The organism is Klebsiella sp. Shm-1, assembly GCF_040804525.1.
Classification (GTDB): Bacteria; Pseudomonadota; Gammaproteobacteria; order Enterobacterales; family Enterobacteriaceae; genus Klebsiella; species Klebsiella pneumoniae.
Genome location: NZ_CP161823.1, coordinates 40,435 through 61,768 on the forward strand (window position 1 = coordinate 40,435; position 21,334 = coordinate 61,768).

At 58.7% G+C, this 21,334-nt stretch carries 21 protein-coding genes and 1 pseudogene; 13 read left to right on the plus strand and 9 right to left on the minus strand.

Annotated elements, in window-relative coordinates; genetic code table 11:
* Positions 1–11 precede the first annotated feature (11 nt).
* Positions 12–464 carry a DUF1198 domain-containing protein gene (locus AB1E37_RS00205; RefSeq protein WP_004181583.1) on the plus strand — a complete coding sequence of 151 codons (453 nt, stop codon included), beginning with the start codon at positions 12–14 and terminating at the stop codon, positions 462–464.
* A 128-nt stretch (positions 465–592) separates the two neighbouring features.
* Here AB1E37_RS00205 and AB1E37_RS00210 read toward each other — a convergent pair whose 3' ends face one another.
* Complete coding sequence (locus AB1E37_RS00210) at positions 593–916, minus strand: DNA-binding transcriptional regulator (RefSeq protein ID WP_004173862.1); 324 nt, start codon at positions 914–916, stop codon at positions 593–595.
* Positions 900–1,261, minus strand: a pseudogene (locus AB1E37_RS00215) (type II toxin-antitoxin system RelE/ParE family toxin). Before AB1E37_RS00215 ends, AB1E37_RS00210 begins: the two are co-directional and overlap by 17 nt.
* Before the next feature lie 211 nt (positions 1,262–1,472).
* Here AB1E37_RS00215 and nepI point away from each other — a divergent pair.
* Positions 1,473–2,666 (plus strand): purine ribonucleoside efflux pump NepI, encoded by a 1,194-nt coding sequence (gene nepI, locus AB1E37_RS00220; RefSeq protein WP_004186250.1) that lies wholly within the window; start codon positions 1,473–1,475, stop codon positions 2,664–2,666.
* Here the strand turns inward: nepI and phnX are convergent.
* On the minus strand, positions 2,663–3,472 hold the full coding sequence (gene phnX, locus AB1E37_RS00225) for a phosphonoacetaldehyde hydrolase (protein WP_016532492.1): 810 nt from the start codon (positions 3,470–3,472) through the stop codon (positions 2,663–2,665). The genes nepI and phnX overlap by 4 nt on opposite strands.
* Positions 3,473–3,481: 9 nt before the next feature.
* Positions 3,482–4,585: a 2-aminoethylphosphonate--pyruvate transaminase gene (gene phnW, locus AB1E37_RS00230; protein ID WP_004181579.1), complete on the minus strand. Its 1,104-nt coding sequence runs from the start codon at positions 4,583–4,585 to the stop codon at positions 3,482–3,484.
* Positions 4,586–4,726: 141 nt separating this feature from the next.
* On the opposite strand from phnW, the gene phnR reads away from it, so the two are divergent.
* From phnR to phnV, 5 genes are all read left to right on the plus strand, one after another.
* On the plus strand, positions 4,727–5,446 hold the full coding sequence (gene phnR, locus AB1E37_RS00235) for a phosphonate utilization transcriptional regulator PhnR (protein ID WP_004145049.1): 720 nt from the start codon (positions 4,727–4,729) through the stop codon (positions 5,444–5,446).
* A 176-nt stretch (positions 5,447–5,622) separates the two neighbouring features.
* Positions 5,623–6,636: a 2-aminoethylphosphonate ABC transporter substrate-binding protein gene (phnS, locus tag AB1E37_RS00240; protein WP_023317386.1), complete on the plus strand. Its 1,014-nt coding sequence runs from the start codon at positions 5,623–5,625 to the stop codon at positions 6,634–6,636.
* A gap of 5 nt (positions 6,637–6,641) precedes the next feature.
* Positions 6,642–7,754, plus strand: coding sequence for a 2-aminoethylphosphonate ABC transport system ATP-binding subunit PhnT (gene phnT, locus AB1E37_RS00245; protein WP_004150258.1), 1,113 nt, complete (start codon positions 6,642–6,644; stop codon positions 7,752–7,754).
* Complete coding sequence (phnU, locus tag AB1E37_RS00250; RefSeq protein ID WP_032415829.1) at positions 7,754–8,614, plus strand: 2-aminoethylphosphonate ABC transporter permease subunit; 861 nt, start codon at positions 7,754–7,756, stop codon at positions 8,612–8,614. Before phnT ends, phnU begins: the two co-directional genes overlap by 1 nt.
* A 2-nt stretch (positions 8,615–8,616) precedes the next feature.
* Entirely contained in the window at positions 8,617–9,414 is a 798-nt protein-coding gene (gene phnV / locus AB1E37_RS00255) for a 2-aminoethylphosphonate ABC transport system, membrane component PhnV (protein ID WP_004145044.1), read from the plus strand.
* 367 nt (positions 9,415–9,781) lie between these two features.
* Here the strand turns inward: phnV and AB1E37_RS00260 are convergent, their stop codons facing one another.
* The 4 genes from AB1E37_RS00260 to AB1E37_RS00275 all read right to left on the minus strand — a co-directional run bounded on the left by AB1E37_RS00260 (position 9,782) and on the right by AB1E37_RS00275 (position 13,354).
* Positions 9,782–11,161, minus strand: a complete 1,380-nt coding sequence (locus tag AB1E37_RS00260; protein ID WP_023279340.1) for a carbohydrate porin — start codon at positions 11,159–11,161, stop codon at positions 9,782–9,784.
* 144 nt (positions 11,162–11,305) lie between these two features.
* On the minus strand, positions 11,306–11,608 hold the full coding sequence (locus AB1E37_RS00265; protein WP_016530292.1) for a PTS lactose/cellobiose transporter subunit IIA: 303 nt from the start codon (positions 11,606–11,608) through the stop codon (positions 11,306–11,308).
* A 97-nt stretch (positions 11,609–11,705) separates the two neighbouring features.
* On the minus strand, positions 11,706–13,028 hold the full coding sequence (locus AB1E37_RS00270; RefSeq protein ID WP_002923156.1) for a PTS cellobiose transporter subunit IIC: 1,323 nt from the start codon (positions 13,026–13,028) through the stop codon (positions 11,706–11,708).
* Positions 13,029–13,039: 11 nt separating this feature from the next.
* Positions 13,040–13,354, minus strand: a complete 315-nt coding sequence (locus AB1E37_RS00275; protein ID WP_004145041.1) for a PTS sugar transporter subunit IIB — start codon at positions 13,352–13,354, stop codon at positions 13,040–13,042.
* A gap of 293 nt (positions 13,355–13,647) precedes the next feature.
* On the opposite strand from AB1E37_RS00275, the gene AB1E37_RS00280 reads away from it, so the two are divergent.
* The 3 genes from AB1E37_RS00280 to AB1E37_RS00290 all read left to right on the plus strand — a co-directional run bounded on the left by AB1E37_RS00280 (position 13,648) and on the right by AB1E37_RS00290 (position 17,447).
* Complete coding sequence (locus tag AB1E37_RS00280; protein ID WP_002923154.1) at positions 13,648–14,589, plus strand: LacI family DNA-binding transcriptional regulator; 942 nt, start codon at positions 13,648–13,650, stop codon at positions 14,587–14,589.
* A 211-nt stretch (positions 14,590–14,800) separates the two neighbouring features.
* A complete protein-coding gene (locus AB1E37_RS00285) occupies positions 14,801–16,171 on the plus strand; it encodes an aromatic acid/H+ symport family MFS transporter (protein WP_023284409.1) in 1,371 nt (456 codons plus the stop codon).
* Between the two features lie 13 nt (positions 16,172–16,184).
* Positions 16,185–17,447 (plus strand): gallate dioxygenase, encoded by a 1,263-nt coding sequence (locus AB1E37_RS00290; protein ID WP_032447956.1) that lies wholly within the window; start codon positions 16,185–16,187, stop codon positions 17,445–17,447.
* Here AB1E37_RS00290 and AB1E37_RS00295 read toward each other — a convergent pair.
* Entirely contained in the window at positions 17,444–18,670 is a 1,227-nt protein-coding gene (locus tag AB1E37_RS00295) for a LysR family transcriptional regulator (protein ID WP_002923147.1), read from the minus strand. The two genes, AB1E37_RS00290 and AB1E37_RS00295, sit on opposite strands and share 4 nt — an antisense overlap.
* A gap of 127 nt (positions 18,671–18,797) precedes the next feature.
* On the opposite strand from AB1E37_RS00295, the gene galB reads away from it, so the two are divergent.
* The 3 genes from galB to AB1E37_RS00310 are packed head-to-tail and all read left to right on the plus strand — an operon-like array spanning position 18,798 to position 21,334.
* A complete protein-coding gene (gene galB, locus AB1E37_RS00300; protein WP_004211137.1) occupies positions 18,798–19,538 on the plus strand; it encodes a 4-oxalmesaconate hydratase in 741 nt (246 codons plus the stop codon).
* Complete coding sequence (locus AB1E37_RS00305) at positions 19,535–20,248, plus strand: 4-carboxy-4-hydroxy-2-oxoadipate aldolase/oxaloacetate decarboxylase (RefSeq protein ID WP_032447955.1); 714 nt, start codon at positions 19,535–19,537, stop codon at positions 20,246–20,248. The genes galB and AB1E37_RS00305 overlap by 4 nt, the downstream gene beginning before the upstream one ends.
* The gene (locus AB1E37_RS00310) at positions 20,249–21,334 is read left to right on the plus strand and encodes a 4-oxalomesaconate tautomerase (protein ID WP_032447954.1); all 1,086 of its coding nucleotides are present in this window, start codon (positions 20,249–20,251) and stop codon (positions 21,332–21,334) included. It abuts the gene before it with no gap.

Sequence of the window (21,334 nt, forward strand, 5' to 3'; positions counted from 1 at the left end):
TGAGAGGATGCATGATCTGGATAGGACTGGCCACCCTGGTAGTGGTGTTTGTTGTGGGATTTCGGGTGCTTACCTCTGATTCACGCCGCGCGATCCGCCGCCTGAGCGAACGCCTCGGCATCACGCCTGTCCCGCTGGAATCGATGATCGATCAGCTGGGAAAAACCGCCGGTAATGAGTATTTGCGTTACCTGGAGCGGCCGAATGAAGCACATCTGCAGAACGCCGCCCAGGTGCTGCTCATCTGGCAGGTCGCGATTGTCGACGCCAGCGAAAAAAACCTGCATTACTGGTATCGCCTGATGCAAAAAGCGCGTTTAGCGGCGCCGATCACCGAGGCGCAGATCCGCCTGGCGCAAGGGTTTCTGCGCGAGCTGGATCCGGATATGAGCGATTTGCATAACCTTCAGCAGCGCTATAACGACCTGTTTCTCCCGGAAGACGGCGTGCACTGGCTGCACTGATCTCATAGTTATTCGGCCTGGGGTTCATCGCTTTTTGTGCCGGATGGCGGCTGCGCCTTATCCGGCCTACGGTTTCCGCACTCGTCACTTGCAGGCCGGATAAGCGTAAGCGCCATCCGGCAGGATAACTACAGTAGGATTTTCAGGCCGTGTTTTTGTACGACGCTAAGCAATTTTAATGACATTCCGCTTGGTCGCTTAGCGCCAGTCTCCCATTTTTGCACGGTAGACACGCTGGTATTCAGATAACGAGCGAACACGGGTTGGCTAACATTGAGTTGTTCACGTAGCGCTTTAATTTCAATGGGTTGAAGTGCGGCTACGCTACCGAGACATGATTCATCAAAATGGCGCATTGTTTCCTGTGGGATTGCGCCAACGCTGAATAGCCCCGACGCAGCGCTATGGATCGCTTCGAAAGCCGGGCTTTTGTATTTATTTTTTGCTGTCATCGCAAATCTCCACTAATTCTTTACTTTTAACTAAGGCCGTCGTTTTCTCTTCAGAGAGATTGGCATAGTGTTTTGCTAACTCACGAATCCCCATTAATTCGCGATGGTTGATATTGGCCATATCCTGTTTGGCATATAGAAAGGTATAAAACCAATACTCTGCGCTTTTTTGGTAAGGATGATTGCGCGATCGCGATTCTTGTTGAGTCGCTTTTTATAAACCCCTCCTCCTAAATCAACCACCTTGCCCTGAAGCGCAGATTGAATTGCCTGATAGAGCTCGTCGTCGGAAATGCCATGAGAGCTAGCCTCTCTGGCGAACCATTTGGTTTTGAAGATACGCATTGCTGACATCCTGTCGTTAAAAGTATAGCACATAGTGCTATATTAAATTCTCCTGAGATTTGTTAAAGCGATAGCAAGCAACGTTTTTTTAAACATACGAGCAGCTACGCATCCTCTTATGAAAAGCGATGAGAGTTGCGAAAACGTTAAATGCGTCACAAACAAAATGTTACACTGCGCAGCTTTCCGCCACTTTCTTCGCAGGTCACTCATGAGTCATTCAAATGAAACCAAACCCCATGCACGCGAGCTGGCGCGACCAAACTGGTCGGCGGTCTTCGCGGTTGCTTTCTGCGTTGCCTGCCTGATTACCGTCGAATTTCTACCGGTCAGTCTGCTGACGCCGATGGCGCTGGATTTAGGCATCTCCGAAGGGATGGCCGGGCAGTCGGTGACGACGACGGCATTCGTCGCGATGTTTTCCAGCCTGTTTATCACCACGGTGATAGGTAAAACCGATCGCCGCTACGTGGTTATCCTGTTTTCGCTGCTGCTGACCCTTTCCTGCCTGCTGGTATCTTTCGCTGATAGCTTCACCCTGCTACTACTGGGGCGCGCCTGTCTGGGCCTGGCGCTCGGCGGTTTCTGGGCGATGTCCGCATCGCTGACCATGCGGCTGGTGCCGATGCGCGTGGTGCCGAAAGCGCTATCGATTATTTTCGGCGCGGTATCGATCGCGCTGGTAATTGCTGCCCCATTGGGCAGTTTCCTTGGCGGGCTTATCGGCTGGCGCAACGTCTTTAACGGCGCGGCGGTGATGGGCGTGCTGTGTACGCTCTGGGTGCTGAAAGCGCTGCCGTCGCTGCCCGGTGAATCGGCTTCTCAGCAGCAAAATATGTTTGGTCTGCTGAAGCGTCCGGGGGTGATGGCCGGAATGTGCGCCATTTTCATGGCCTTTGCCGGACAGTTCGCCTTCTTTACCTATATTCGCCCGGTTTACATGACCCTCGCCGGTTTTGACGTCGACGGCCTGACGCTGGTGCTGCTGAGCTTTGGTATCGCCAGCTTTATCGGCACCTCGCTCTCCTCGGTGCTGCTCAAGCGTTCGGTAAAAGCGGCGCTGGCGATCGCGCCGCTGGTGCTGACCGCCTGCGCGGTGGCGCTGGTGCTGTGGGGAGAGAGCAAAATCATCGCCTCGACGGTGGCGATTATCTGGGGCTTCGCGTTTGCGCTGATCCCGGTGGGGTGGTCAACGTGGATCACCCGTTCCCTCTCCGATCAGGCGGAAAAAGCCGGGTCGATTCAGGTGGCGGTGATCCAGCTGGCCAACACCTGCGGCGCCGCGGTCGGCGGCATTGCGCTTGACCACTTAGGGCTGCTGTCGCCGCTGGTGTTGTCAGGGATATTGATGCTGTTTACCGGCCTGCTGGTGGCGGCCAAAGTGAAGGTGAATTCACCCGCTTAAGGCCGCTCGCCTTTTGCCAGCCGGGCATTGATGTCGGCAATCACTTCCGGCAGGTCCGCCAGGGTATCAACCACATAATGCGCCCCGGCGGCATACAGTTTGCCTGCCGCCCGCTCGCGGCGGGTGGCGATTTCCGCTTTCGACATCGCCTGGTACTCCTCCCAGGTAGCGCCGAATTCGTTACCGGACACCGCCAGCCCGACGCTCCACATCCCGGCATGTAACCCTTCGCTGATGCCCGGCGCGGCGTCGTCGACCTTCACGCAGTGGGCCACATCGTCTATGCCCAGGGTAATCACGTTCTGCAGCGCCATCCACGGGCCCGGACGACCGCCGGCGGCAAGGTCATCGGTGGCGACCCAGTGGTCCGGGGCGTAGCCCTGGGCGGCGGCGGCCGGTACCAGCTTTTCCATCACCGGGCGCGGATAGCCCGAGCAGGAGCCGATCTTCAGGCCCTCGGCGCGAAACGTGGCGATGGTGTCGACCACGCCGGCAATCGGTGCGGAAAAATCGACAACCTTAGCGATTTGCAGCGGCATAAACGCGGCGTAGATCGCATCGATATCCGCGGCCGTCATCGCGCGGCCGAATTTGGCCTGCCAGCGGCTATCGACAGCGGGGAGTTTGCCCAGCGCCTCAATGTGCTGCCACTTGCCAAGCCCCATCGGCACGCGGGCCTCTTCAAGGGTGATCTCAATATCGAAGGCCTGGCGGAAGGCCTCGACGAAGATTTGCGTCGGGGCGAAAGAGCCGAAGTCTACGGTGGTGCCTGCCCAGTCAAGGATCAGTGCGCTAATACGGTTCATGGCGGTTCCTTATTGTTTCCAGTACATGGCGTTGTCGATAGCCGCCAGCAGGGCGGTGATATCGGCGTCGTAGACTTCGCCAATGTTGCCGATGCGGAAGCAGTCGCTTTGCGATACTTTGCCCGGATAGATAACGAAGCCCTGATCTTTCAGCTTCTGGTAGAAGGTGTGAAAGCGATACTGCGGCGCATCCGGTGAATAAAAGGCGGTAATGATCGGCGAGTGCAGGCTATCGTCGAGCAGTGGCCGGAAGCCGAGCGCGCGCATCCCGGCGACCAGCCGGCGCTGATTGTTGCGGTAGCGCTGATGGCGAGCGCTGACGCCGCCCTCCTGCGCCAGCTCTTTCAGCGCCTGGGCGAAGGCCAGCACGGTATGGGTCGGCGAGGTGAAGCGCCACTTGCCGTGGTTGTCCTCCATGCAGCGCCACTGGGCGTACAGATCCAGCGACAGCGAGCGTGAACGGCCTTTGCAGGCGGCCAGCTCCGCTTCACGGGCAATCACGAAGGCAAAGCCCGGCACGCCCTGAATGCATTTATTGGCGGAGCTTATCAGGTAATCAATATTCAGCGCGGCGATATCCAGTGGAATGCCGCCGAAGCTGCTCATCGCATCGACGATATAGCGTTTATCGTACCGTTTCGCCAGTTCGGCCACCTCTTCGATCGGATTCAGCATACCGGTGGTGGTTTCGCTGTGTACCATCGCGATATGGGTGATCGCCGGGTCGTTCTGCAGGATCTGTTCGATCGCCGCCGCGTCCGGACGGGAGACTTCGCCGCAGTCGTAAGGGTGGCAGGCGATGCCCATCAGTTGCGCCATCTCAATCATACGCGCGCCATAGGCGCCATTGCTGACGATTAGCACTTTGCCTTGTTCGCCGATGACGCTGCCGAGCACCGCTTCGACCGCGTAGCTGCCGCTACCCTGCAGCAGCACTGCGGTATAACCGTCGGCCGGGGTAGCCAACTGCACCAGCTGCTGGCGAATGGTCTGTACCACGCCGAGATTGTAATCATCATCCCAGGTGCAGCTATCGAACAACATCGCCTCTTTCACCGTACGGGAGGTGGTTAACGGGCCGGGGGTCAGCAGCAGGTAATTTCGTGAAGTCATTTGTCTCACCATTTGGTCTATACCAGATTTATAGTTATCATGGAGACAAAGCCGGGAAAGGGTCAAAGGAAATGTGGCGCTGCAACAAAAAATTCATCTGGCTATGTATAATGAGCGCACGAAAAGTGGCAGTGAGTAAACATGAAATCACCCTCTGGCGAGATGCCGCAATATCTGATGATTAAGGCGCAGCTGCAGGCGCGTATTCAAAACGGCGCCCTCAAAAGCGGCGACAAGCTGCCTTCCGAGCGCGAGCTGTGCGCGCTGTTCAACACGACCCGGATTACGGTGCGTGAGAGCCTGGCGCAGCTGGAGGCCAGCGGCGTGATTTACCGCGCCGACCGTCGCGGCTGGTTCGTGACGCCGGAGCGTCTATGGCTGGATCCGACGCAAAATACCAACTTCCACAAGCTGTGTCTCGAGCAGGGGCGCGAACCGAAAACGGTGCTGCTTGATGGCCGCCTGGCTGCCGTGCCGCTGGACGTAATGGCGCCGCTGGCGCTGCAGCCCTTCGATCAGGTCTACCTGCTGACCCGGCTGCGCTATGCCGACGGCCGGCCGGTGTGCTACTGCGAAAACCACTGTCTGCCCGCGCGGGTGCCTGAGCTGCTGCGCCACGATCTCAACGGCAGTCTGACCGAGATTTATCAAACTCACTACGACCTGATCTATACCAGTATGCATCTGTCGTTTTATCCCACCTCAATGCCGCCGCAGGCCGCCGAGGCGCTGGGGGTGATGGAGGGGCGCCCGGCGCTGCTGTTACGCCGGCTGAATTACGATCAGCATGGGCGTATTCTCGATTATGATATTGAATACTGGCGGCATGACAGCCTGCGGATCGAAGTCGATACCCATTGATTTTATTAGTTAAATTTTTTGATCTCCCCGGTGGCGCTAGCGCTTACCGGGGCTACGCATCCCGCTCGTTTTAACTCCTTCGACACACTTCTTTCATCGTTTTGTCATAAACCATCGGTAGCGTGAAGGCAAATCTGGTCTACACCAGAATAACTAACTGCGATGAGGCTTACACGATGAAACTCTCCCGACTTGCTCTGCTGTCCCTGTTCGCGCTGACCAGCTCTCCGGTTTGGGCGGACGGCGTCGTCACGGTTTACTCCGCCGACGGCCTGCATGACGGCGATAACAGCTGGTATCAGAGCCAGTTTGCTGCCTTCACCAAAGCGACGGGCATTAAAGTGCAGTATGTGGAAGGCGGCTCCGGCGCGATCGTCGAGCGTCTGGCCAAGGAGCGCACCAATCCGCAGGCTGATGTGCTGGTCACGGTGCCGCCGTTTATCCAGCGCGCCGCGAAAGAGCAATTGCTGGCAACCTTTACCCCGCAGGGAAGCGCGCAGATCCCCGGCGCTAACGACCGTTACGCGCCGCTGGTGAACAACTATCTGACCTTCATCTATAACAGCCAGTTGCTGAAAACCGCGCCGGCCAGCTGGCAGGATCTGCTGGATAGCCGCTACAAGAACAAGTTGCAGTACTCCACGCCGGGTCAGGCGGGCGACGGTACCGCGGTGATGCTGCAGGCGTTCCATAGCCTCGGCGGTAAAGACGCCGGTTTTGCGTATCTGGGTAAGCTGCAGGCCAATAACGTTGGCCCATCGGCCTCGACCGGTAAGCTGACGGCGCTGGTCAACAAAGGCGAGCTGTACGTCGCCAACGGCGATCTGCAGATGAACCTGTCGCAGATGGCGCGTAACCCGAACGTTAAAATTTTCTGGCCGGCGGATGACAAAGGCGAGCGCAGCGCGCTGGCGCTGCCCTACACCATCGGGTTGGTACAGAACGGACCGAACAGCGAAAACGGCAAGAAGCTGATCAATTTCCTGCTGGATAAACCGGCGCAATCCAGCGTCAGCGCGCGCTCCTGGGGCCTGCCGGTACGCAGCGATGTGGCGCCGGATGATGCTAACTTTAAGGCGGCGAAAGCGGCGCTCGACGGCGTGAAGAGCTGGGAGCCGAACTGGGACGATGTCGCGGTATCGCTGTCGGCTGACATTGCCCGCTGGCATAAAGTGACCGATAGCGAGTAAGCCTGATGTTGATGAAAACCACCGTCACTTCTTCCCCGTCGCTGGCGGGGACGTCCGGGATCACCCTGGACTCGCTGCGCGTTTCATACCACGGCAACGTGGTCTTAAAACCGCTGTCATTGACCATTGAGCCCGGTGAGGTGCTGGCGCTGATTGGCCCTTCCGGTTCCGGGAAAACCACGGTGCTGCGGGCGATTGCCGGTTTTGTGCAACCGGCTGGCGGGCGGATCCTGATCGGCGATACTGACGTCACCCAGTTGCCGCCGTACAAACGCGGGCTGGCGATGGTGGTGCAGAACTACGCGCTGTTCCCGCATATGAAGGTGGAAGATAACGTTGCTTTCGGCCTGCGGGCGCAAAAGCAGCCCAGGGGGCTTATCGCCGAGCGGGTGACTGAAGCCTTAAAAATCGTCGGCATGGCGGATTACGCCACCCGCTACCCGCATCAGCTTTCCGGCGGCCAGCAGCAGCGCGTGGCGATAGCCCGCGCGATTGCCGTGCGTCCTCGGGTGCTGTTGCTTGATGAACCGCTGTCGGCGCTGGATGCGCAAATTCGTCATAACATGGTGGAAGAGATTGCCCGTCTGCATCGCGAACTGCCGGAACTGACCATTCTCTACGTCACCCACGATCAGACCGAAGCGCTGACCCTGGCGGACAAAATCGGCATCATGAAAGACGGGTCGCTGATCGCCCACGGTGAAACGCACGAGCTGTACCACTATCCGCCGAACCGCTTTAGCGCCGAATTCCTCGGCCGCGCCAATATCCTGCAGGCGACGGCGCTGAAAGACAGCCCCGAGCCGGGGCTGGTTAGCGTGAGCTGCGGCGGCGGCCTGATTAACGCCTTCAGCCGGGGCGGCCTGCATGGCAACAACAAGCTGTTATGCATTCGCCCGCAGCACATGAGCCTGGCGCCGCGATCGGCAACCAGTAATCGTCTCAATGCTACCCTGACCTCGGTACACTGGCAGGGCGATCTGACGCATCTGCTGTGCGATGTTGCCGGCGAAGCGGTGCGGATCGTCATGACCCACGTGAACCCGCTGCCGCGCGCGGGGGACAAGCTGGCGCTCTACTTCGAACCTGGCGATGCGGTTCTGATCGAGGTGCAATGATGGCGCAAACCCTCACGCTTGCGCGTCCGGCGCGAAACTTACGGCCTTACCTGTGGCTGGCATTGCCGCTGCTGGTGCTGGCGACGCTGTTTTTCTATCCGCTACTGCTGATCGCCGAACAGGCGCTGCGCGACGCCAGCGGCAACCTGAGCCTCGAGACCTTCTGGCAGGTGATTGACTCAAAACGCTTTATTGGCGCGCTGCTCAATACCTTACAGATTGCGGTGTTCGCCACCCTTGGCTGTCTGGTGCTCGGCAGCGTGCTGGCGCTGATTCTGGTGTTTATTCCGTTCCCCGGCAGCCAACTGGTGGGCCGGGTCATTGATACTTTTATTGCGCTGCCGACCTTTCTTATCACTCTCGCATTCACCTTTATTTACGGCTCGGCGGGGCTGCTCAACGGCACCCTGATGGCGCTGTTTGCTTTTGAACTGCCGCCGGTAGACTTCCTCTATTCGATTAACGGCGTGATTCTGGCGGAGATTACCGTCTTTACGCCGCTAGTGATGCGTCCGTTGATGGCGGGACTGCGGCAGATAGATAAGAGCCAGCTGGAAGCGGCGAGTATTCTCGGCGCTCATCCGTTATGGGTGATTACCCAGGTTATCTTCCCGGCAGCGCTCCCGGCGCTGATGGCGGGCGGCAGCCTGTGCCTGCTATTGACCACTAACGAGTTCGGGATCGTGCTGTTTATTGGCGCCAAAGGGGTCAATACCCTACCGATGATGGTCTACAGCAAGGCGATTCTGGAGTCGGATTACAGCGTGGCCTGCATGATTGCGCTGATCAATATTCTGCTGTCGCTGGGGCTGTTTATGCTCTATCGGCTGGCGGCGGCGCGCACTGGCGTAAGGAGTTAACGATGTTGATTTGGTCGCGTAAAGGCCGCGCGGCGGCGGGCGCGCTGGCGGTGACGCTTTTTGCCGGCGTTTTCCTGCTGCCGCTGGCGGTGATTTTACTCTCCAGCCTGAGTAAACAATGGAACGGCCTGCTGCCCACCGGCTTTACCTTTGCCCACTTTGTTAACGCCTTTCGCGGCGCGGCGTGGGATTCGCTGTTTTCGAGCCTGATGGTGGGCTTCTGCGCCAGCCTGTTGGCGCTGCTGTGCGGGATGTGGGCGGCGCTGGCGCTGCGCCAGTATGGCGCGACGCTACAGAAATATCTTGGCCTGGCGTTTTATCTGCCCAGCGCCATCCCCTCGGTTTCCGTCGGGCTGGGCATTCTGGTGGCGTTCAGCCAGGGGCCGCTGCAGATGAACGGCACCTTCTTTATCGTTCTGGCGGCGCACTTCGTGCTGATCTCCGCCTTTACCTTCAGCAACGTAACGACCGGGCTGGCGCGTATTTCCGCTGATATTGAAAACGTCGCCTCCAGCCTGGGCGCTTCGCCGTGGTATCGCCTGCGCCATGTGACACTGCCGCTGATGACGCCGTGGATGATCTCGGCGCTGGCGCTGAGCCTGTCGTTGTCGATGGGAGAGCTAGGGGCGACGGTGATGATCTATCCGCCGGGCTGGACGACGCTGCCGGTGACCATTTTCAGCCTCACCGATCGCGGCAATATCGCCGATGGCTCGGCGCTGACCATTGTGCTGGTGGGCGTCACGCTGCTGTTGATGATGAAGCTTGAGCGTATCGCCCGCCGATTAAGCCAGAGATAAAGAATTGATGACGCCACCAGGGCACGGGGCTGACTGCCCGGCGGAGCTGTTTGGGGGGAAGGCGATTTTCTGTAGGCCGGATAAGGCATGTATGCCGCCATCCGGCACAGCCGCGGGTACAGCGCCTGACCGCCCGGCGGCGCTGCGCTTGCTGGGCCTACGGGGTGGGGTCCCGCAGGCTTCCTCAGGAACGTAGGCCGGATAAGGCATGTATGCCGCCATCCGGCACAACCGCGGGTACGGTGCCTGACCGCCCGGCGGCGCTGCGCTTGCGCGGGCCTGGGGGTGGAATCCCGCAGGCCTCCTCAGTCGTAGCCCGGCTAAGCGTAGCGCCAGCCGGGAACGCTCCTTCGACAACGCTATCGCATCAGAACCACGCCTCAAACATCCCGCCGACGTTCAGCGAATCCAGCTGCTGGTCTTTGGTGTTGTTGACCTTCGCGGTATGCTCGTTGTCCACCTGGCCGCCGGTCACGTAGAAGCGCAGCATCGGACGGAACTCCGGCCCCATGCCGATGGCGATGTTCTGCGACAGCGTCAGCTTCCAGCCGTGGTTATCCCCGCCCTGGTCGTAATCCACGCGCTGGTAGCCCGCTTCCAGCCAGGTGGAGTGCACGTCGTTCCAGAAGTACATCGGCCGGACGATGGCGCCGTAGTTTTTGCGGTTGTCGGTATTATCTTTGCCGTTGTCGTAGTCGTGGAAAGCCAGCAGGTATTCGATCTGCGCCTGCTGGGTGAACTTATGGCTGCCCTCGAAGCTGGCGTAGACCGTGGTCAGGTCGTCGGTTTTGTTGTAGACGCTGTTATCCGAGTTGTCGGAGTAGCGCAGGATCACCTTGTTTACCCCGCTGTCGTTGGTGTGGCTCAGCACCAGCCCGCCCTGCCAGGCTTCGAGACGCGCGTCGCTGTCCACCGCCTTTGAGTCAAAGCCGTAGTTGGCGTACACCTCGACGTCGATCGGCCCGGCCTTGATGTTGTGGGTTTTGGTGGTCAGCGCGTAGTGGCCGTTGTCGCCGGTGTCGGAGCTGCCGGTACAGGTGATGCGCGACGGGTTGGTCTCGTCGGCCATCACTTCCGGGCTGCAGGATTTCACCTGCGAGACCGCCGCCACGTCGAACTGCACGCCGCCGATATCAAAGTTCTTCACCCCGGCGCCCTGGCCGTCGTGGTTCATCCAGAAGTAGTCGTTGATCCCCTGTTGCGGACGCTGGTGGAAGTCGCGGCCGGCCCAGATATAGGCGTTGGGGTTGGATTCCAGCACGTTGGTGACCCCGACGTAGGCCTTCTTCAGGTTAACTTCGTCGCTCCAGTGGTCGAACATCACGTTAAGATCCCAGATAGCCCCCTGCGCGCTTTTGAAGGCCTTGCTGATCTGGAATTCGCCGCCGTTGCTTTCGTTGCCCAGACGGCCGATCGCCGAGGCGCCGTTATAGGAGCCGTCGACGCCGACATATTTCTGGTCGCCGGTCTGGAAGTGGGCGCCATAGCGGGCATAGCCGCTGAACTTGAGGCCGAAAGGAATGGCCATATCCGGCGAGGCGGCGGTGGTTTCCGGGTTAGTAATCACGTCGACCTTTTTGTTGGCCGCGGCGTCGATTTTTGCCTGGCGGTCGGCCAGCGCTTTATCAACGGCTTTGGCGACGATGGCGTCGATCTGTTCCTGCGTAAATTCTTGCGCCATGACAGAAATTGGGCACAGCGCGGCGACCACCGCCATGGCTAAAGGCAGTTTTTTTACAGTATTCATGGTTATCTCGCTTTAATAATTAATATATTTCAGATAATAACCATCCCATTCTGGCTAGAATAAATAGCCAAAATAAGCTGATTTGTTTTTTAGGGTACAGCGACGCCGGAGAATAATATTCTCGCTAACGTTATTCCATATTAATTAACGCTGGTACAGATGGATTAATTCTTCTGAGAACTCGCGGGCCAGCAGCGAATTCATCAAATGATCCTGGGCATGTACCATAATCAGCGTCATGGGCTGACGCGCTTCACCGGCATCCTGCCCGATGAGCTGGGTCTGCATCTGATGCGCCCGGCGGGCGTAACCGTCGGCCTCGTTTAAGAGTAAGCGCGCTTCGTCGATATTTCCGGTTCGGGCCGCATGCAGCGCTTCAAAACATAATGAGCGTGACTGTCCCGCATTAACGATAATTTCCATTACCGCATCTTCTAATTCCATCATGTGTATTCCTGAGGTATTTATTATTTAATAATGCAGTGAAAGTCCATTTTCTGCATTATTACGCTGTCATCTTATTATCTCTCCGGAAGGAGAGGGATTAGCTAACGGTTTCTGCTACCGGAACGCTATTTTTGGCTTTCTCAACTTCGGTTTTCATTAAGGAACGTTCATAAGCGCGCAGGAACGGCAGGTAAATGACCGCCGACATCACCATGCAGATGAGACACATCACCACCGGGCTCAGGGTCCAGTTAGCCGCCCACGACGCGCCAATTGGGGCCGGCGTAGTCCACGGCGTCAGCGACACCACCTGGCTCAGCCAGCCAAGACGCGTCGCGCCGTAAGCCAGCACCGCGTTGACCATCGGTACGCAGACGAAGGGGATAAACATCATCGGGTTCATGATGATCGGCGCTCCGAACAGAATCGGCTCGTTGATATTAAAGAAGCTCGGCACGATGCCCATCTTGCCGATGGTGCGCAGATGGGTGGCCCGGCTACGCAGCAGCAGGAAGGCCAGCGGCAGGGTAGAACCGACGCCGCCAATCAGCAGATAGTGATCCCAGAAGCCCTGCAGGTAGACGTGCGGCAGTACCGTGCCAGCCGCCAGCGCCGCCTGGTTTGCCGACAGGTTGGCCATCCAGAACGGGTTCATAATGCCGGTAACAATCAGCGAGCCGTGGATACCGGCGAACCAGAAAATCTGGCACATCAGAACAGAGAGCAAAATCGCCGGCAGCGAGTCGGAGGCGGAAACCAGCGGCTCCAGCAGATGCATGATCGCCTGCGGCAGGATCATCCCGGTCTGCGCTTCGATAAACAGATTCAGCGGATGCAGAGTCGCAATAACCACCAGCACCGGGATCAGGATTTCAAACGAACGGGCGACGCCGGTGGGGACCTCTTTCGGCAGACGAATCGTAATGTTGTTTTGCTTCAGCCACGCGTAAACGCGGGTGGAGTAGATGGCGGTGATCAGCGCGGTGAAAATGCCCTGACCGGACAGATACTGAGTGGAAATTTTGCCATCGGCATAGGGCGCGGCGACCAGCAGGAAAGCCATAAACGCCAGCAGACCGGACATCACCGGATCGAGCTGAAACTGACGACCGAGGCTGGCGCCAATGCCGACCGAGATAAAGAAGGTCATCACGCCCATGCTGAGGTTAAACGGCAGCATCAGCTGTTCGCGGTAGTGCTGGGAGAAATCAAGCCAGCCGCGGGCAAAGCCGTTGGTGGTATCGGGTGAAAACGGCGGAAAGATAAATACCAGCATGAAAGAGCCGATGATCATAAACGGCAAGGCGGCAGTGAAGCCATCGCGGATAGCGATAACGTATTTCTGCTGCCCAAGGCGTCCTGCCAGCGGAGTAATAGATTGCTCGATCACGGCAATCATGGACTGATACAGAGAACTCATTTCAACACCTCTCAGTGCGCCGCTGGGATCAGCGACAGAGCATAATTCAGGACGTTGTCTCCCCGCTGCATACCGTAGTCCATCGTATCGATGGGCTGAACGGGAATGTTCAGGGAAGCCGCTTTGTCAGACAGGGTTTTCAACATGTATTTCACCTGGGGGCCAAGCAACACCACCTGATACTGCGGAAACTGCATGTCAAATTCGGAAACGCCATAGGCGTCAATCTGCACCGGCAGGTCACGTTCATTCGCCGCCTCAACCATCTTTCTGACCAGCAGACTGGTGGACATCCCGGCAGAGCAGCACAGCATAATCTTGTACATCGACGACCATCCTCAAAATGTAAAAAGTTATTGCGTGGGTGATTTGATATCAGACGGAAACCGGTTTCCATTTATAAAAAGCAGAACTGTGATAGTGGTCAAGATCTCCTGCTTATAGGGCGGATTTATTGGATTTCGCTCACATTATTCTGTCGATTTGGCGATGTTTTGCGCTGAAATGGAAAATCGGTTTCCAAACAAATGGCGAAATGGATATACTGCGCTGGTCATAATTGAAGCGATTCAGGTTTACAGGATTTTGGCGGGACGCGGCGCCCGCGCAGGGGAAAATGATGTCGACAATCAATGATGTTTCACGACTTGCCGGGGTTTCCAAAGCCACGGTGTCGCGAGTGTTGAGCGGCTCACGTGGCGTGAAGGAAGCCAGTCGTCAGGCGGTGCTGCAGGCGGCGGAAGCGCTCAATTACCGGCCAAACATGATAGCCCAGTCGTTGCTCAGCCAGTCCACCGGCTGCATCGGCGTCATCTGCGCCCAGGACAACATCAACCAAACCACCAGTTATCTCTACGCCCTGGAAAAACAGCTCAGCCAGCACCAGAAACACCTGCTGCTGCGCTTCGCCAACACCAGCCACGGCGTGATGAACTCTCTGGAGGAGTTGACCTGCGGGCTGTGCGATAACGTGCTAATCATCGGTGCGCGTTTTCCTCTGAATATTAACCGCCCGGACGTGGTGCTGGTGGACTGCCTCGATAGCGAAGGCGACAACAGTATTCAGTTCGATCATGCTTTCGCCGCCGAAACCGCCTGTCACTATCTGATTAGCCAGGGGAGACGGCAGATTGCGCTGATTCATCCGCAGAGCAGCGGCTTTGCCGACCAGGTGCTGCTGGGCTACAAGCACGCGCTGGAAAAAAACTTTTTGCCGTTTAATCGCAACCTGGTGTTTCTGGATAATACCTCGCCGTCGGTGGCGGTGCAGGAGCTGGTCAATAACGCCACGACGCTGAACTTTAACGCGCTGCTGGTGAGCGATGAACAGCAGGCGCAGCGCGTGGTGCCGCAGCTGCAGGCGTTTAACCGCGCCGTTCCGCAAAATGTCATGGTGTTTAGCCTCGCCGGATCGTTACAGCTGCCCGGTATCCCGACTATCCCGGCGATTGAATATTCCATGGACGCGATGGCATCGCGGATCGTCAACTGGCTGACCGAGAAAACGGACAACCCGGGCGGCAGCCCGCTGCGCGGCGATTTAATTATTCCGAAGCACTAAACGCTGCTCTTGCCCTGACCCGCCGCCGTTGGCTGCGGGTTTTTTGCTGGCTGGTTTTTGTCGTATCCCTCACATTATAAATAAAACTCATATCTGACGCCGGATTTTCGAACCGGACAGCCTGCGTGACCTGCCTTAAGTTGAGTACGAAAGTTCCACTCAAAAAACACTAACCAGAACATTCGTACCGCCTGCTTGAGGAAGTCACCCTATGAATCACACGAACGTTGTCGATGTGAAAGCGTGGATAGATGCCCGCCCGGTCTCGCGCTTTCAATGGAACGTGCTGCTACTCTGTTTCATCATCATTATGCTGGATGGTTATGACGCTGCGGTGATGGGCTTTGTCGCCCCGGCGCTCATTGAGGACTGGGGCATCAGCCGGGCTGAAATGGGGCCGATACTCGGGGCGGCCATGTTCGGCGTCGCCATCGGCGCCCTGGTAGCGGGCCCGCTTTCTGACCGCTACGGCCGAAAACGCATTTTACTCTGGTCGGTGGCGCTGTTTGCGCTGTTCAGCCTGGCCGGCGCCGTGGCGCAAAGCCCATCACAGCTGGCGCTGATGCGTTTTCTCACCGGCCTTGGACTTGGCGCCGTGATGCCCAACTGCGTCACGCTGGTGGCGGAATATATGCCGGAGCGGCGTAAAGGGGTGATGATCACCCTGATGTACAGCGGATTCAACGTGGGTTCCGGCCTCGGCGGCTTTATCGCCGCCGGTTTGTTATCGCATTACAGCTGGCACTCGGCGCTGGTTTTTGGCGGCGTGCTGCCGCTCGTGGTGCTCCCCTTTATGATCGTGATGTTGCCGGAGTCGGCGATGAACATGGTGGCGCGCCGACTACCGGGCGAGCAGATTGCCAGGGCGCTTAACCGGCTTGGGGGCCAGTTTACGGCTGAAACCGTTTTCCAGCTGAATGCGCCGCCCATCACGCGGAGCAGCAAAGTGGCGCAGCTGTTCCGGCATGGCTATGCCCGCGGCACGATAGCGCTGTGGTTAACCTATTTTATGGGGCTGTTTGTGATTTACCTGCTGAACGGCTGGCTGCCAACCATTCTCCGCTCCGGCGGGCTGTCGCTGCAGCAGGCGGCGATGATGACCGGCTTGTTCCAGCTCGGCGGCCCGCTGGGCGGGATCCTTGTCGGTATGCTGATGGATCGCGCTTCGGCGAAAGCCGTGATTGCGGCAACCTATTTCCTCGGCTGCCTGTGCCTGTTGTCCCAGGGGGTGATGGATTTCGGTTCGGCGGCGCTGTCGGTGCTGATTTTTATCAGCGGGATGTGCATTAACGGCGCGCAGAACGGTCTGCAGGCCTATTCGCCCGCCTATTATCAAACCGAGATCCGCGCTACCGGAGTCAGCTGGATGCATGGTATCGGCCGTACCGGGGCTATCCTCAGCTCCACGCTGGGCGGGATGCTGATGCTGGCCGTGCCGGGACACTCGTCGATCTTTTTGGTGCTTGCGCTGCCGGCCTGCCTGGCGGGGATCTGTATTTTGTTGCACCGTATGAATCACGCTAAGCCTCGACTCACAGAGGCAGAACTTGACGCTTTGTCATCCCCCCTCGAACACCGATAAGTGGAGTTATCTGATGGCTAACATTCTCGGCGGTATCGCCGTCTCTCATACCCCGACTATCGGCTTCGCGGTCGATCATCATAAACAGCAGGACCCGGCGTGGGCGCCGATCTTCCAGAGCTTCGAACCGCTGCAGCGCTGGCTGGAGGAGAAAAAACCGGATGCGCTGGTGTACATCTTTAATGACCATGTGACCGCCTTTTTCTTCGATCACTATTCGACTTTTACGCTGGGAATCGACAGTCAATATGACGTTGCCGATGAGGGCGGCGGACCGCGCTGTCTGCCGCCGGTCCAGGGCAACGCGGCGCTCTCAAGGCACATTGGCGCCAGCCTGATGGCCGACGAGTTTGATATGTCGTTCTTTATGGATAAAAAGCTCGACCACGGCCTTTTCTCGCCGCTTTCGGCGCTGTTGCCCTGGGATGAAGCGCAGGGGTGGCCGACGGCGGTGATCCCGTTACAGATCGGCGTGCTGCAATTTCCGGTACCAAGCGCGCGCCGTTGTTACAAACTCGGCCAGGCGCTGCGCCGGGCGATTGAAAGCTTCCCGGAAGATATCAATGTGGCGATTGTCGCGACCGGCGGGCTCTCGCATCAGGTTCATGGCGAGCGCTGCGGATTTAATAATCCCGACTGGGATGCCCAGTTTGTTGATATGCTGGTTAATGACCCGGAAAAGCTTACCGAAATGACCCTTGGCGAATATGCCGAGCTGGGGGGGATGGAGGGGTCCGAAGTGATCATGTGGCTGGTGATGCGCGGCGCGCTATCAGCCAATGTCACCGAAACCTGGCGCGACTATTACCTGCCGTCGATGACCGGTATCGCCACGCTGATCCTTGAGAACAATGCGCGCCTGCCCCCCGTCGATACCCTGACGCGTCATCGCCAGCATATGGCGCAGCAGCTGGCCGGGGTGGAGAAACTGCCGGGAACCTATCCTTTTGCCCACGAGCGCAGCCTGAATGGCTTGCGGCTTAACCGTTTCCTGCATCGGCTGATTGAGCCTGCCTGGCGCGAACGTTTTCTGCAGTCGCCTCAGTCGCTTTATGCCGAAGCCGGACTGAGTGAGGAGGAACAGCAGTTGCTCAACGCGCGCGACTGGCGGGGATTAATTCAGTATGGCGCCAGCTTCTTCCTGCTGGAGAAAATGGGCGCGGTGGTCGGCGTATCCAACCTGCATATTTACGCCGCGATGCGCGGGCAGACGCTGGAGGCGTTTCAGCAAACGCGCAACCAGCAGGTAACCTATTCGGTGGCGGGTAAACGTTAAACGGCCCCGTCCTGAACCTGCTGGTAAATAAAACGCAACAGCGCCTGCGTCGCCGGGGAGGGCAGGCTGCCGGCGCGAAACGTCAGCCCGATACGCCGGGTGGTATCGGGCAGGGGAACCGGCAACACGCTGAGCAGCCCATTGTCAGTTTCAAAACGCATCTGGCTGGCGGAGACCGCCGCCAGCATGTCGGAGCCCTGCAGCAATCCTCGCACCATCGCCGCATCCCCGGTCTCCACCGTCGGCTGGGGCAGCGGCAGCCCCAGGGTGACAAACGCCTTATCCAGCAAATTGCGCGCCGGCGCGTTGGCGCGCGGCAGCACCCATTGCGCTGTCGCCAGCTGGCTGCGCGGGTCCGGATGGCGCAGCAGCGGGTGGTTATTACGCAGTAAAATCAACATATCCTCTTCGAATAACGCTTCGCTACAGAGGTCCGGGAGATCTTCATCCTGGCGCAGGGCGCCGATAATAAAATCAATATTACCTGCCCGCATATCGGCGACCAGCGACTCATACGGGCTTTCATTGGTCATGAGGGTGATGCCCGGGTGCTGGGCCAGAAAGGCGGCGATGGCGGAGGGCAGTAGCCGGGTCCGGCTCAGCGGCAGGGCGCCAATGCGCACGGTGCCCTCCAACACCCCGCGACGGGCAGCGAGATCGCTCCAGATGTTTTCCAGCTCGTTGAGCGCTCTGCTCACCGGGGGATAGAGTAGCTCTGCGGCAGGCGTGGGACGCACCCCCTCTGGCGTCCGGCGAAATAGCGCCGAATCCGCTCCTTTTTCCAGGACCTTCAGCGCGGCACTGACCGCCGGCTGAGTGATCCCCAACTGTTGCGCGACGGTTTGGGTATGGTTGACGTGATAGAGCTGAATAAAAATGGCTAAGCGGCGGGTATTGAACAGCCAGCCGGCGTCCGCCAGCGGGCCGCTGCTGCGGGTATGGTGCTTCTGCAGCAGCGCCGGGATGGCCTGCAGGTCGTCAATCGCCCGCCGGGCGCGCGGCAGGATGCACTTGCCATACTCGGTGGGCACCATGCCGCTGTAATGGCGTTCGAACAGCGTGACGTTCAACGCGGCTTCAAGATCGCGAATAGCCCGGGTTATCGCTGACTGCGTGCGGAATAAGTCATCGGCCGCGCGTGAGACGCTACCGCGCAGCGCGACCTGACAGAAAAAGCGCAGCTGCATGATATTTATAATTTTATCGTGCTTTCTCTTTAGCATTGTTCGTCAGGCCTGAAAAAGTGAGTGAGACGACAACATAAATAAAAATCATAGCCTTCGCAAGTTAACGAATTACCTCCCCACGACGGGACATGACAAGCTGAAAAAAACAACAGAGGAAGCCATCATGTCTCATCCGGTTAGCGAAAAAAGTGCCCTTGTCGTCAGCGCCCACTCGGCCGATTTCGTCTGGCGCGCGGGCGGTGCGATAGCGCTGCATGCCCTGCAGGGCTATCAGGTCCATGTGGTCTGTTTATCCTTTGGCGAGCGCGGCGAGTCCGCCAAACTGTGGCGTAAAGGCAACATGACCGAGGAGGCGGTGAAGCAGGTGCGTCGCGAAGAGGCGCAGGCCGCCGCCGCGATCCTGGGCGCCAGCGTCGAATTCTTTGATATCGGCGACTATCCGCTGCGCGCCGATAAAGAGACGCTATTTCGTCTGGCGGATGTGTATCGCCGTATCCAGCCCCACTTTGTCCTGACGCACTCCCTGCACGATCCCTATAACTACGATCATCCGCTGGCCTCCCATCTGGCCCAGGAAGCACGGATTATCGCCCAGGCAGAAGGCTATCGCCCTGGCGAGAAAATTGTCTCTGCTCCCCCGGTTTACTGTTTCGAACCGCACCAGCCGGAGCAGTGCAACTGGAAACCCGATGTGTTGCTGGACATCACCGCCGTCTGGGAGAAAAAGTATCAGGCCATTCAGTGCATGCAGGGTCAGGAGCATCTGTGGGAATACTACACCCGCGTGGCGCTGCAGCGCGGGGTGCAGGCCAAGCGCAATATCGGCATCACGGCCGCACGCGATATCGTTCACGGCGAAGCCTTCCAGAGCATCTTCCCCCGCGTAACGGAGAACCTGGCATGAACCTGTTAAATAAAAAAGGCCTTGTGATCCGCCACCTGCCGCGCCATGACGAGGCGGTTTTGCGCCGCTGTGAGGCGGCCGGGGTGGCGACGCTCCATGAAGCCTGGGATCGTCAGGGGCTGATGGGGCCGGCAATCCGTCCGATTCAGCAGGGCGTCAGCCGGGCGGGCAACGCGGTAACCGTGCTGGTGACGCCTGGCGACAACTGGATGTTTCATGTGGCGGTCGAGCAGTGCCGCGCCGGCGATATTCTGGTGGTGGTCCCGACCTCGCCGTGCGGCGATGGCTTCTTCGGCGATCTACTGGCGACGTCTCTCCAATCGCGCGGCGTGGTCGGGCTGGTGGGCGATATCGGCATTCGTGATTCGCAAACGTTGCGGGAAATGGGATTCGCCGTCTGGTCCCGTCAGGTTTATGCCCAGGGGACGGTGAAAGAGAGCCTCGGTTCGGTTAACGTCCCGGTGATATGCGCAGGTCAGCTTGTACAGCCGGGCGATGTCGTAGTGGCCGACGACGATGGCGTCGTGGTGCTGCCTCACGCCCGGGTCCGTGATGTGCTCCATAAAGCGGAAGCCCGCATGAGCAATGAGCTTGCGAAACGTGAGCGGATGCGCAATGGCGAGTTGGGGCTGGATATTTACGCTATGCGTCCGCGTCTGGCGGAAAAGGGCCTGCGGTATTACGACCGCGCAGACGAGGTGGAGGAATAAATGGCGCAACGCGGAATCCCCTGTCTATGGATGCGCGGCGGCACCTCTAAAGCGGCCTGTTTTCTGGCCGACGATCTGCCTGCCGATCCGGTGCGACGTGATGCGGTGCTGCTGGCGGTGATGGGCTCGCCTGATCCCCGGCAAATTGACGGGATCGGCGGCGCCGATCCGCTGACCAGCAAAGTGGCGATTATCCGCCGCTCCGCACGGCCTGACGCCGATGTGGACTATCTGTTTGCCCAGGTGAACGTGGCGGCGGCTACCGTGGATTACGGCCAAAACTGCGGCAATATTCTTGCCGCCGTTGGCCCTTTCGCCATCGAGCGCGGTCTGGTTCGCCACGATGCGCCGCTCACTCGGGTGCGTATTTTTATGGAGAACACGGGGCAACTGGCGGTGGCAGAGATCCCCTGTGACGCCGACGGGGTCAACTACGTCGGCGAGAGTCGTATCGATGGCGTGCCGGGCAGCGCCAGCCCGATCCTGCTCCATTTTCTTGATGTCGCCGGCTCCAGCTGCGGGGCGCTGCTGCCGACCGGCCGGGTTCGTGACCGTTTTGACGGCGTCGAGGTGACCTGCATCGATAACGGAATGCCGGTGATCCTGCTGCGCGCGTGCGACCTCGGTTGCACCGGCTATGAGACGCGCGAACGGCTGGATAATGACGACGCGCTTAAACGTCGCCTGGAGTCGATTCGCCTGCAGGCCGGGCCGCTGATGCAGCTTGGCGACGTCAGCCAGCGCACGGTGCCCAAGATGACCCTGATCGCCGAGCCGCGACACGGCGGCGCCATCAGCAGCCGCACCTTTATCCCCCACCGCTGCCACGCGTCGATCGGCGTATTTGGCGCGGTGAGCGTGGCCAGCGCTTGTCTGCTCCCCGGCTCTGTCGCGCAGGGCCTGGCGCAGGTAGCGCCAGGCGATACGCCGCTGCTCAGCGTCGAGCATCCGACAGGCGAATTTAGCGTGACGCTTCAGCTTGATGCTGACGGCGCCCTGGCTGGCTGCGGCCTGTTACGCACGGCGCGACTGCTGTTTGCTGGCGAGGTTTTTATTCCGGCCCGCGTCTGGCCGCGTGAGGAGTGA